The organism is Stenotrophomonas sp. PFBMAA-4, assembly GCF_030053215.1.
In the GTDB taxonomy this organism is placed as follows: Bacteria; Pseudomonadota; Gammaproteobacteria; order Xanthomonadales; family Xanthomonadaceae; genus Stenotrophomonas.
This window is the reverse complement of record NZ_JASGBW010000025.1, coordinates 1-12249: the sequence shown is the minus strand read 5'-3', so window position 1 is coordinate 12249 and position 12249 is coordinate 1. Positions and strand designations below refer to the sequence as shown.

Annotated in this window: 11 protein-coding genes; 4 read left to right on the top strand and 7 right to left on the bottom strand. The window is 67.8% G+C overall.

What is annotated here, in order from left to right; genetic code table 11:
* Nucleotides 1–76 precede the first annotated feature (76 nt).
* Together QMZ26_RS15265 and QMZ26_RS15260 are read left to right on the top strand one after the other, a co-directional pair.
* The gene (locus QMZ26_RS15265; protein ID WP_200732305.1) at nucleotides 77–847 is read left to right on the top strand and encodes a C40 family peptidase; all 771 of its coding nucleotides are present in this window, start codon (nucleotides 77–79) and stop codon (nucleotides 845–847) included.
* 242 nt (nucleotides 848–1089) lie between these two features.
* On the top strand, nucleotides 1090–2442 hold the full coding sequence (locus QMZ26_RS15260; protein WP_079222664.1) for a sigma-54 dependent transcriptional regulator: 1353 nt from the start codon (nucleotides 1090–1092) through the stop codon (nucleotides 2440–2442).
* A gap of 108 nt (nucleotides 2443–2550) precedes the next feature.
* Here QMZ26_RS15260 and QMZ26_RS15255 read toward each other — a convergent pair whose 3' ends face one another.
* The 7 genes from QMZ26_RS15255 to QMZ26_RS15225 form a co-directional block, all read right to left on the bottom strand.
* Nucleotides 2551–3846: a transporter gene (locus QMZ26_RS15255; protein WP_079222665.1), complete on the bottom strand. Its 1296-nt coding sequence runs from the start codon at nucleotides 3844–3846 to the stop codon at nucleotides 2551–2553.
* A 45-nt stretch (nucleotides 3847–3891) separates the two neighbouring features.
* Nucleotides 3892–4641 carry a hypothetical protein gene (locus QMZ26_RS15250; RefSeq protein ID WP_283221943.1) on the bottom strand — a complete coding sequence of 250 codons (750 nt, stop codon included), beginning with the start codon at nucleotides 4639–4641 and terminating at the stop codon, nucleotides 3892–3894.
* Between the two features lie 13 nt (nucleotides 4642–4654).
* Nucleotides 4655–5359 (bottom strand): C39 family peptidase, encoded by a 705-nt coding sequence (locus QMZ26_RS15245; RefSeq protein ID WP_079222667.1) that lies wholly within the window; start codon nucleotides 5357–5359, stop codon nucleotides 4655–4657.
* Between the two features lie 140 nt (nucleotides 5360–5499).
* The gene (locus tag QMZ26_RS15240) at nucleotides 5500–6876 is read right to left on the bottom strand and encodes an adhesin (RefSeq protein ID WP_079222668.1); all 1377 of its coding nucleotides are present in this window, start codon (nucleotides 6874–6876) and stop codon (nucleotides 5500–5502) included.
* 43 nt (nucleotides 6877–6919) lie between these two features.
* Nucleotides 6920–7543 (bottom strand): hypothetical protein, encoded by a 624-nt coding sequence (locus QMZ26_RS15235; protein WP_283221942.1) that lies wholly within the window; start codon nucleotides 7541–7543, stop codon nucleotides 6920–6922.
* Nucleotides 7540–8082 (bottom strand): hypothetical protein, encoded by a 543-nt coding sequence (locus QMZ26_RS15230; protein WP_079222670.1) that lies wholly within the window; start codon nucleotides 8080–8082, stop codon nucleotides 7540–7542. The genes QMZ26_RS15235 and QMZ26_RS15230 overlap by 4 nt, the downstream gene beginning before the upstream one ends.
* A gap of 231 nt (nucleotides 8083–8313) precedes the next feature.
* On the bottom strand, nucleotides 8314–9648 hold the full coding sequence (locus QMZ26_RS15225) for a dicarboxylate/amino acid:cation symporter (protein WP_079222671.1): 1335 nt from the start codon (nucleotides 9646–9648) through the stop codon (nucleotides 8314–8316).
* Between the two features lie 153 nt (nucleotides 9649–9801).
* Here QMZ26_RS15225 and QMZ26_RS15220 point away from each other — a divergent pair, with 153 nt between their 5' ends.
* Nucleotides 9802–11508: an alkaline phosphatase gene (locus QMZ26_RS15220; RefSeq protein WP_108747122.1), complete on the top strand. Its 1707-nt coding sequence runs from the start codon at nucleotides 9802–9804 to the stop codon at nucleotides 11506–11508.
* Nucleotides 11505–12050 (top strand): WG repeat-containing protein, encoded by a 546-nt coding sequence (locus QMZ26_RS15215; protein ID WP_283221941.1) that lies wholly within the window; start codon nucleotides 11505–11507, stop codon nucleotides 12048–12050. The genes QMZ26_RS15220 and QMZ26_RS15215 overlap by 4 nt, the downstream gene beginning before the upstream one ends.
* Nucleotides 12051–12249: the final 199 nt, after the last annotated feature.

The window sequence follows — 12249 nt, the reverse complement described above, 5'->3', positions numbered from 1 at the left end:
TTATTAACGGAATTTTTAACTTATTGACGCTTTTACAGGGCATGATGCCCCATCGTTTTTTTCCTGTGACCGACGCGTGACGACTGACGACCTGCAAGGCCAAGGCCAGACCGCCGCTTCTTCACGTAGTGTCCGCCCTCTTTTCCTGGGCCTGGCGCTGTGTCTGACCAGCCTCCCGGCCTGGTCGCAGAGTGCCCCCGCCAAGACCGATGCGACCCCGGCCCCGGTGGCCGAGACCGCCCGGCCGGCCGCCAAGGCCGACGCTGCCGCTCCCCAGCGCAGCCGCGCCGATGCCGCCGCCAGCGCCACCCTGGCCGCCCTGCTGCCGCATCTGGCCGCCAACGACACCATTCCGCTGATGGACCGCTCGGCCATGGTTGCCGGCGACCTCAGCCGCCTGCTCGCCAACTACGACACCAGCAGCGTCGCCACTGGCGCCGTGGTGGGCAACCTGGATGACAACGGCAAGGTGCAGTCCCTGCTGCGCCGTGCAATGACCCTGCTGGGCACCCCCTACCGTTGGGGTGGCAGCAACCCGGACAGCGGCTTCGACTGCAGCGGCCTGGTCGGTTACGTGTTCCGCTCGGCCCTGGGCATCGAGCTGCCGCGCGTCTCGCGCGAAATGGCGCATGACAACAATGCCGAACTGATCAACGACCGTGCCGCGCTGGCCGCCGGCGACCTGGTCTTCTTCGGCCGCAAGGGTCGCGTCGACCATGTCGGCATCTATGTCGGCGAAGGCCGCTTCCTGCACGCACCGAGCACCGGCAAGGACGTCCGCGTCGACACCCTGCTGACCGGCTACTGGGGCAACAAGTTCATGCAGGCACGCCGCGTCGAGCTCTGAGCCCGCCGCACCCGCGCCCGCACCGGAAGCCGCTGCCCTGCAGCGGCTTTTTTGTTGCCCGCCTGTCCTGCAGCGCCGATGCGTGGCCGCTGGCCGGCGCGGCCTGCGTTGGTCTTTGATGTCACGGCGGGATACCTGCCGCGACGGGCCGCTGGATGCGGCCATGGCATCCCGGCGTGGGGCGGCACGCGGCGATGCCCAGTCTGACACCGCCCGCGTTGCCCGGATGCTTGGGGGAAGGCATGGCGGCAAGCCTGCAGGTTCCATCACGCTGTGTGATCTGGTTCGGCCAACCCCTGGCGGGCGAGCGCGAGGCGCTGGCGGCCGCCGGTTGGCAGCTGCGCTGCGTCAGCCCCTCGCCCGCCATGGCCGTGGGCCTGCGCGGGCGCGACCACCTGGTGGCCGTGCTGGACCTGCGCCATCTCGATGCAGAGGCGCTGGGGCCCTTGCTGCCCTGGGTCGAGCAGCACCACCACCTGCCCTGGCTGGCCGTGCTGCCGGCAGGCCTGGATGCACCGCCGCCCAGCTGGGCACCGCTGCTGCGTGCCTGCCAGGACCAGTTCACCCTGCCCCGCGAACTGCAGGACCTGCTGACGGCGATGCAGCGTGACTGCGGCGAGGAGGATCCGCCCACGGCATCGATGCGCGACGGCGGCGGCCTGCCGGCCCTGATCGGCGACAGCCAAGCGCTGTTGGCCGTACGGGCTGCCCTGCACAAGTTCGCCCCGGTCGAACTGCCGGTGCTGGTCACCGGCGAAACCGGCACCGGCAAGGAACTGGCGGCGCAGGCCCTGCACGCCTTGTCCGGTCGTGCCGGCCGGCCCTTCCTGGCGGTCAACTGCGGCGCCATTCCGGCCAGCCTGGTGCAGTCGGAGCTGTTCGGCCACGAGCGCGGTGCCTTCACCGGGGCCGCGCAGCGCCGGGTGGGCCTGTTTGAAACCGCCGACGGCGGCACGGTGTTCCTGGACGAGGTGGGCGACCTGCCTGCCGACGCCCAGACCAGCCTGCTGCGGGTGCTGCAGGAAGGCACCCTGGAACGGGTCGGCAGCAACCAGCCCCTGCGGGTGGACGTGCGCGTGCTGGCGGCCACCCATGTCGACCTCGAGCAGGCCGTGGCCCAGGGGCGGTTCCGCCGCGACCTGTACTACCGGCTCAACGTGCTGCGGCTGCCGATGCCGGCGCTGCGTGACCGTGGCAACGACGTGCTGCTGCTGGCCGAGCATTTCCTGCGCAGCTTCCGCAACCGCCATCCGGGCCGCGCGCGCGGCTTCGATCCCGGCGCCCGCCTGGCGATGCGCCACTTCGACTGGCCCGGCAACGTGCGCGAACTGTTGAACCGGGTGCAGCGCGCGGCGATCGTCAGCGAACACGAACTGATCAGCGCCAGCGACCTGGACATGGCCGACGCCGAGACGCCTGCCCCGCGCGCGGTGCTGCAGGATGCCCGCGGCCAGGTCGAGCGCGATGTGCTGCTGCGGACGCTGAAGATGCATGGCTACAACGTATCGGCCTGCGCGCGGCACATGCAGGTATCGCGGGTGACGGTATACCGGTTGTGCCGGAAGCACCGGCTGGAGCTGCCACCGGAGCGGTAGGAAGCCAGCCGAGCATGGCTCGGCTCTACTGAAAGCGTGAGCGCCGCTGCGAGAAAAAAGAACGCCGGGCGAAGCCCGGCGTTACCGATGCATCATCACCGCAATCGGCTACAACATGTACGGCACCTTGAACGACAGGGTGAAGTCCGGTGCATCCGGGGTCAGGCCGATGCCCAGCAGCGTCACCATCGTCGCGTGCTGATTCAGCGCATACGTCACGCCCAGGTTCAACGACGCTGCATTGGCATCGCTGCCGATCACCTTCACCCACTGCCCGCCCTGGAACCGCGTCGACGCGCGTGCGCTGATCTTGTCGCTGAAGGAAATGCTCAGGCTCGTGCGCTCGTTGAAGGCGAAGGCCACGCCGGCACCGAAGTACACCGACCCGCCCAGCTTCACGTCGCCGGGATTCACGGTGTCCGGGTTGCTGTCGATATCGTCGAAGCCGCGCGGGAAGGAATGGATGTAGCCGGCGTTGGCGAACAGGATTGCCGGGTCGGCGGTCTTCACCATCGACACGCCCAGGTTGGCCTGCCACACGCCGTTGCCGGTCGGCTGTTCGCGCGGCACCGCGAAGCGGATGTAGTCATCGTCATCGCGCTCGAGCACCTTCCAGTCCAGGCCATAGGGCGCGCGGCCGGTGGGTGCGGTGACGCCGCCGGTCAGCACTGTTTCCGGGCGCCAGCCACGCTCGCCGAACAGGCGGTAGTTGGCGCTCGCGCTGATATCACCCAGGCCGTTGCCATTGGTCTCTTCCTGCGCGATGGCCGCCGCCGCACCACCCGCACCGCCCTTCTGGTACACGGTGCGCCGTGCCAGGTAGGGCACGTCCATGTTCAACGTCAGGTTCGGGCTGACACCCCAGCGCGCGGCCAGGTTGTAGGTCAGCGAATCGGATTCGACGTTCTCGATGGCGATGTTGCCGAGGAAGATCGCATCCAATGCCAGGAAGCCGTTGAGGCTGAGCTGCTTGCGGTCGTAGCGCGCGTAGGTGAGGCTGTTTTCCAGGGTGAACCTGCGCGAGAACAGCGCCGCCTGCTGCTGTTTCACGTCATCCACGCTGCGCCGCGCCTCCTGCTTGGCCTGCTGGGCCTCGGCCGCGGTACTGGCATACCCCTCGCTGCTGGGTGGCGCTGCGGCTGCGGCCGCCGGGGCGAGGGGTGCAGCCGGGGTCGTGGCGCCGCCGGCACGTCCGCTCAGGCGGGCCTGCATGGCCTGCACCTGCATGTCCAGCTCGCGCAGGCGGCGCACTTCCTGTGCGTAGTTGGCCTTGAGCTGTTCCAGCTGGGAAATCAGCGCCTGTACGTCGGCACCGTCCTTGGCCTCCGTCGCCGGTTCCTGGGCGAAGGCATTGGCCGCCAGCGCCGCCAGCGCCAGCGGGGTAAGCCGCAAATAAGTGTGCATGTCGTTGGCCTGCGTTGTCCGTCCTTCCCCCTTGACCAGGCCGTGTTACTGGCCCGGGCCCATGCCGCGGTTCAGCGCGATCGCCTGGGCCACGTTCTGGCTCAACGGCTGGTTGCTGGCCACGGTGTTGCGCACCAGCTCAAGCTGCAGCCGGTTGCTTGCCACTTGGCCATCACCGGACAGGGCGATGCCCTGGCCGACGCTGCCATTGCGGATCCACTGCTGGACCAGGCCCTGGCCGTCGATCTGCAGCATCAGGCGCGCCTGGTTGCCATCAAGCACCGCCGTGGCGCTGGCCCCGCCCTGCTGCATCTGCGCGATGCGGGTGCCGTCGTCGCTGGTGGTCGGCACTGCGCCGTCACGTACGGTCAGGGTGGTCACGTTGCGCGCGGTGTTGCCATCGCCGGCCACCTGCACCGCCTGCACCAGGCCGGTGGCGTTGGCCAGGCCGCTGCTGTCGATGCTGCGGCTGTCCGTGGTGGGCAGCGGGGCATCGGCGTTGGTGACCTGCACGTGCGGCTGGAACGTCAGCCGTGGCGTACCACCCTGGCGGAAGTCCATGCCCAGCGTCAGCGCGCCCTGCACGCTGCTGCCGTTGGGGCCCTGCCACTGCGAGATCATCGTCACCCCGAACCAGGCGACGTTGTTGCCGCCTACGGTGTAGCGGCCACGCATCAGGTTCAGTTCGGGATCGGGTATTTCCTTCAGGCCACGTCCTGGTGCGCCTTCAGCGGCCCAGGCGGGCAGCACCGGCAACAGCAGCAGCGTGGCGATCAACAGACGTTGGCACAGCATGATCGAGCCTCCTTCAGAACAGGTCGGCGTGGCTGAAGCCGAAATCGACCAGTTCGGCATCGGTGATCGGGCCCTGCCGCGCGTACAACGCACGTGCACTGGGCCGCTCGCTGGGTTGCAGAAGAACGGTATTGCGATCGAAGTCGCTGCCGATCACGACGAAAACAGCACGCGACGGCCACGCTTCGTTGAATTCAGCCAGTGACAGGCTGCGGTTGCCGAGGATCGGATCGGCCACCTCGACGATGCCGCCACGGACCTGCTTGAGCACCACGAAATGGCGGAACCCGCGCACGTCCATCAGGACCAGGCCGGGCACGCGCAACGTGCGCAGCCGGTTCTCGTCGATGCGGTAGCCACGCCCGCGCATGCCCAGTGATTCGACATAGCGCTTGATGTCCAGCAGCGAGAAACCGCGTTCCTTCACCAGCTGCGGATCGGACACGCCCATCATCCCTTCGATCACCGTCGCTTCGGTGGTATCCAGGTGGTAGGCGTAGCGCAGGATGGTGGCCAGTGCGGCCGCGCCACAGCTGTAATCGGTGTGTTGCCGCACCAGGTTGCGGTAGCGCCGCTCCTGCATGCTTTCCACCTTCTGCTGCATCAGCGCGCCATTGGGCAGTACGCCCGTGAACGCGATATCGCCTGCCCACGCATGGGCGCTGCCCAGCAACAGCAGGCAGGACAACAGGCGGATCCAGCAGCGGTGTGCGGCCATGGTGCCCTCCAGCGGAAGGAAGGAGCCCCTGCCCCAAGGGGGAGGAGGAGCAGGGGCTCCCGGGGGAACCCGGCCATTGGCGGATGGCCGGGCTTGTTGCACTCAACGCAGCTTCGCTGCGAAAGCGGTCACGCCAGGAGTTACTCGCCGCCGCCGGTGCCGCCACCGGTGCTCGGCTGTGCCACGGCCAGGGCCAGACTGTTGGCCTGCAGGTTGCCGGTGCCCGAGGCGACGTTCACGCCGATGTTGCCGGAGGCGCCCGAGAACGCACTGCCCGACAGCGCCGCGGTGTTGGTCGCATTCACGTTCACCCAGCGGGTGGTCGTGACGGTGCCGCTCAGGCTGGCGTACAGGTCGGCGATGCCCAGCTCGACGAACTGGCTGGTGCCGCTTTCACGCGTATCGAAGCCCAGGCCACCGACGCCCGGCCGGCCCGGGTTCGGCGTGGCGTTCTGGATCTCGTTGTCCAGATCGATGTGGCCGGTGGCGTTGCCACCCGGGTGCGGCAGATCGCCACTCCAGGTATCCAGATAGTAGTTGGCCATCTGGTAGGCATTGCCGGTGCCGCGGTAGGTGCCCGCGCCATAGGCCAGGGTCAGGCCGCCCACGCCACCGCTCATGCCCACTTCCACGGTGTCGGTGTAGGACTGCACGAAGCCCGCGTTGCTCACGGCATTGCCGCTGGAGACCTGGTTGGAGCTGATGCTGGACTGGGCCATCGCACTGGTGGCCACCGAAGCAGCGAGCGCGTTCTTCTGCTCGTTGTTGTTGCCCGAAGCGATGTTCACGCCGATGTTGCCCGACGCGCCGCTGAAGGCATTGCCACCGAGGCCGGCGGCGTTGGTGACGCCGTAGTTGACGGTGGTGTTGCCCATGCCGGACTGGTTGACGAACACTTCGGCGTCGGCCATGCCGAAGCTGAAGGATGCATCAGCCGCCGACAGCGAAGCGGCGTTGTCCTGCGCGTTGTTGTCACCGGCAGCGACGTTGAAGCCGAGGTTGCCGGACGCACCGGAGCCGACGTCATCGGCGATCGAGGCGCTGTTGGTGAGCAGGCTGTTGCCGGCGGTGTTGTGGCTGATCGACTGGCGGTTGTCGATGACCGCGATGGCGGCCGAATCCAGGTCGATGTTGCCGGTGATGGTCGGATCGCCGGAGAAGTTCACGTCACTGCTCAGGCGCAGGTCCTTTTCCAGGTTCACGTCGACGCCGTGGTTGTTCTTTTCCTTGCGCTCGTCGGCCTGGATGTTGCTGTTCTTCTGTACCTGCTCGTTGACCATGCGGTTGCGGGTCACGGTGGAGCTGTCGGTGTTGTTGCGCACCGTGGTGTTGGTACGGGTCCAGTTGCGGACCTCGTTGTCGGTGTGGTTGTGGGTGTCGTTGCGGGTCTCGGTCACGACATGGTTGTGGTTGATGTTCGCGTTGGCGTTCTGGTTGTCCCAGCCATTGGCCGCGGCAGCGGTCGAGGCAGAAGCAATTGCCATGGCGAGCAGAGACTGCTTGATGGTCGCTTTCATGGTGCCCTCTCTCATCAGTGATACATCGGGTGGTGGGTACTGCTCACGGGTTGCCCTGGACGACCAGGCCAAGCACGTTGGCCGTGTCGTTGCGGGCTCCCGCGATCTGATTGAGTTGCAGGACACCGTCGAAGCCCCGCAGTGCCGACGCGGAAACGCCGACACTACGGATACCCGCCGCAACACCGTCACCGGTATCGCCCTGCCCCCCTGCTGACGCGATGTCCGACGCCGCCAAAGCCGCGTCGTCGGTCTCGCGTATCCCTTGCCGGGCCAGCGTCGCGCTGACGACGTTGAACGTCGTGTTGGCGATGCCGCTGGTCTGGTTGATCGATGCGATGCCACTGGCGCCTTCCAGCGCCTGGCCTTCGATATGTGCGCTGGCCTGCAGCGGCCCGGACAGCACCACGTCGGCATGGCGCTGCTGGCGTGCGGCGATGGCGACGTTGGCCTGGTCGCCGGTTGCCATGCCCTGCAGGTTGGCCTGGATGTTCAGGTCGCCGCTGGCCTGGTTGACCATGATGGCGCCGCTGGCACCGGCCAGCGCGCGGTCGCCGATGCGGGCCACGTCCAGGTAGGACAGCATGCCGCTGTAATCATCGGCCCAGGCCAGGGCCGGCGCAGCCGCCAGCACCAGCAGCAGCGCGCCACGTGCCGCGCGCTTCACTTGCCACCGCCCTGCGGCGCAGCCGCACCGAGCGGGAACTGCGCCAGCGCGCCGCGTACGGTGTCGCCGATGCCGCGGGTGGTATTGCCGACCGCACCCAGCGGGCCGCTCATCGCACCGCCCAGAGCATTGCCGCCGAGCGCGCCGTCACTGGAACGGCCCAGGGTGCCGCCGAGTGCCTGGTGGGTCACCCGCTCCACGGTGGTGCCACCGGGCGCGGCCAGGTGGCCGGTCTGGCCCGCGCCGAGCCCGGCATAGTCGTCATCGCTCAGTTCGTCCATGCCGCTGGAGCCGCCGCCGCTGCCGAGTGCGGTGGCGATCTCATGCTGCGGTTTGGGGTCGGCGATCAACGCCATGCCGGGCGGCGCCATGCGATAGGCCGGACGTGCGGCCACATCCCGCAGCAGGACGATTTCGCCCGGCTGCGGCTTCACACCCTGGCGTGCACCGGAGGCGGCAGCCGCCAGCGGGCAGGCCAAGGCCAGCAGCAGCGCCAGCTGCCGGACCGAGGAACCGAGATGGGTGGTGCTGCTGTCCATGCCGCTCTCCCGTTGCGTATGCGCAGGGACAGAGCAGCTTCCGTGCCAACTTCCAAACGCCTTGGTAGCAAGCGGTTCAGCCACTTGCAGCGCGGTGGATTGCCAGCAGGGTGTTACAGAGTCGTTCGGATTTCGTTTGCCTTAACGTGCAGGAAACAACGCTGCATAAGGCCCGGCGGGGGCTGTATCAGCGGTGTTACAGGTGCTGATACAGCCCGTTGCAGTGCCGCTTCAGCTACGCGGCGGGGTCGGATCGGGGTCGTCCAGGCCGACGTTGGTCGACGGGTTGTCGTACACCGCCTGGTCGAGCAGGCCGGTTTCCTTGGCCACCAGCACCGGCACCAGCATCTGGCCGGTCACGTTCGTCATCGTGCGCATCATGTCCAGGATGCGGTCGATCGCGTACAGGTAGCCGATGGTTTCCAGCGGCAGGTTGGCCGCACTCAGCACCACGGTGGCCATGATGACCGCCGTACCCGGTACGCCGGCGGTGCCGAAGCTGCCCAGCACCGAAGCGATCAGCACCACCACGTACTGCTCGGGCGTCAGCGGCACGCCGCTGTACTGGGCGATGAACACCGCGCAAAGCGCCGGATAGATCGCACCACAGCCGTCCATCTTGATGCTCGCGCCCAGCGGCACCGCGAACGAACCGTAATCCTTGTTCACGCCCAGGTTGTGGGTGATCGAACGCAATGCCACCGGCATCGCGGCGAAGCTGGACGAGCTGACGAACGCCACCTGCATGCCCGGCGCCGCACCGCGGAAGAACTTCAGCGGATTCAGCCCGTGCGACAGCAGCAAAGCGCTGTAGACCACCACGATGTGCAGCGCACAGGCCACGTACAGCGCCAGCACGAAATGGCCCAGCGGCAGCAGCTTCTCGAAGCCGTAGCTGCCGACCAGGCCGGCGATCAGGCCGAACGTACCGATCGGGGTGACTTCCAGCACGAAGCGGGTCACCTGGATCATGATGTCGCTCATCTGCCCGACCAGCTTGCGCGCTTCGGTCACCTTCTCGCCGAGCTTGACGATGGCGAAGCCGACCAGGCCGGCGAAGAAGATCACCGGCAGGATCGAACCGCGGCCGGCGGCCAGCACGGTTTCGCCTGCGGCATTGACCTTGGTGCCGATGCCCGACAGCGCGTAGAACACGTTGGACGGCACCACGTCCAGCAGCACCTGCACCACGCTGGGCACTTCGCGCGGCACGTAGTTGTTGGCCATCGACAGCTGCAGGCCACCGGCACCAGGCTGCAGCACGGTGCCCACGCCCAGGCCCACGCACACCGCCAGCGCGGCGGTGATGACGAACCACAGGAAGGTGCGGCCACTGAGCGCGGCGACCGACTTCTGGCCGTGCAGCGAGGAGATGGCGTTGATGACCGCGAAGAACACCAGCGGTACCGCGATCATCTTGATGAGGGTGACGTACAGTTCGCCGAGCGGGCCGAACCAGGTTTCAGCGGCCGGGCCAAGCGCCCAGCCCGCCAGCGCGCCGAGCACGAAGCCACCGACCACGCGCTGCCAGAATGGAATCCGCAGCCAGGCAGAGACCAGCTTCATAGGCAATCCAGGGGGGAAGGAAGGGATGCTGGCACGATAGCCCAAGCGGGCGGGCGGTACGACCGCCCCACCGGCAAACAGTGTGTCATCGGCGTGCATTGCAGGGTTGGGCATAATGAACGCCCCGTTACACTTTGTGAGATCCCAGCGTCCATGCGTCGTTCCGTCTCCCTGTTGGCCGCCTGCGCCACCACCCTGCTGCTGGGCGCCTGCGCCAGCACCACCCCCGCCTCCGCCCCGGCCGGCCTGAAGGTCGCCGTTGATCCCGTCGCCCACCCGGCCGGCGAGACCCCGCAGTGGTGGTACCGCAGCGGCGCCGCCCAGGCGGCAGCCAATGGCGCGATGTCCGGCAAGGCGAAGAACGTCATCCTGTTCCTGGGTGACGGCATGAGCCTGACCACCGTCGCTGCCTCGCGCATCTACGAAGGCCAGCAGAAGGGCGGTTCGGGCGAAGAAAACCTGCTGTCCTGGGAGCGCTTCCCGGCCACGGCGTTCAGCAAGACGTACAACACCGATTCACAGACGCCGGATTCGGCCGGCACCATGACCGCCATCACCACCGGCGTGAAGACCCACATGGGCGCGATCGGCGTCAGCGCCGGCAGCCGCAGCGACTGCGCCGACAGCCTGTCCAAGGGCCTGCTGACCTGGCTGCAGCTGGCCGACAGCGCCGGCCTGGCCACCGGCATCGTCTCCACCGCGCGCCTGACCCATGCCACCCCGGCGGCAACCTACGCGCACTCGCCCGAGCGCAACTGGGAAAACGACACCGACCTGACCGATGCGGCCAAGGCCGCCGGCTGCAAGGACATCGCCCAGCAGCTGCTGTCGACCTCGCGCTACGGCCGTGGCCCGCTGGTCGCCCTCGGCGGTGGCCGTGGCGAATTCACCACCGTGGAAGAGCGCGACCCCGAGTACGACGACAAGGTCGGCCAGCGCCTGGACGGCCGCAGCCTGGTGCAGGAATGGCAGCAGTCGCACCCGCAGGGTGCCTACGTCTGGAACAGCAGCCAGCTGGCAGCCGCGGCCACCGCACCGGCGATCCTCGGCCTGTTCGAGCCGGACCACATGCGTTACGAGTACGAGCGCCCGCAGGACCCGGCCGGTGAGCCGAGCCTGGCCGAGCTGACCGCCGCCGCGATCAAGAACCTGTCGCAGCACCAGGAAGGCTACGTGCTGATGATCGAAGGCGCGCGCATCGACCACGCCAACCACAGCGGCAACGCCTACCGTGCCCTCACTGAGACCGTGGCGCTGTCCGACGCGGTGCGCGTGGCCAACGAACTGACCTCGGCCGACGACACCCTCATCATCGTCACCGCCGACCACTCGCACACCCTCAACTTCGTCGGCTACCCGGCGCGTGGCAACCCGATCCTGGGCAAGGTGAAGGACAAGGGCGGCGAAGACGGTGCCGGCAAGCTGGACTACGCACTGGACGGCAACGGCCAGCCGTACACCACCCTGAGCTACGCCAACGGCCCGGGCCACACCGGCGCGACCAACCAGCAGCCAGCCGGCCCGAAGGTCTACCCGCACAACCCGAGCAGCTTCGAGCAGGCCAATGGCCGCCCGAACCTGCACGACGTGGACACGACGCACCCGGATTACATGCAGGAAGCGCTGGTGCCGATGAAGTCCGAATCGCACGGTGGCGAAGACGTGGGCATCTGGGCACGTGGCCCGGGCAGCAAGGCCATCCGTGGCACGCTGGAGCAGAACGCGATCTACCACATGATCGTGCAGGCCACCCCGGCCCTGCGCGAGCGCCTGTGCCAGGCCGGCACCTGCGATGACAAGGGCGTGCCGGTGCAGCTGCCGGCGCCGACCGCGTTCGAACGCAAGGGTGAGGCGCAGTGACGGCGCGGCCTTTGCGACCACTGCCTGCCGGTGGCCGCCTCGCGCGGTCGCTGGTGCTGTGCAGCCTGATGGCCAGCGGCGCGGCGCTGGCACAGGCACCGGACTGCAAGCTGCTGACCGATGAGCACGGCCTGCGGGCCCTGCCCGGCTGCGAGGTGGTCGGGCACACGCTGAAGATCAGTGCAGCTGCGCTGAAAGACCTGGATTACGACGACCACGGGCTGGCGGTGGTGTATGCCGACCAGGGCTTCCACTACGTGGACCGCACGGGCCGCAGCCTGCTGGTGCTGACCTGGGACAACGGCCCGGACACGCCGCAGGAAGGCCTGCTGCGCGGGCGCGTGGGCGATCGCGTGGGTTATTTCGACCTGCAGTTCCGCCAGGTGGTTCCGGCGCTGTTCGATTTCGCATGGCCGTTCAAGGATGGCGTGGCGGAGGTCTGCAACGGGTGCCGGCGCGGGACGCCGGATGGCGATGGGCATACGCCGATGGAAGGCGGCGAATGGTTCCGCATCGACCGCTCGGGCCGCCGGGTGAAGTAGGTTTTTCGGCAGGGCTGCGCCCTGCACCTGCTCAAGGCAACGTCAACGTCAAAGGCAACAGCGGGCTATCCGTGGGTTGGCGGGGCGGTGTCGGATTGCGGGGACGCCGCAATCCGACACCGCCCCACCTTCGACAGGTTCACGCGGCTGTTGGTGGGTTGCCACCCGGGGGGGGGACAAAAGGAATATATAGAAATAA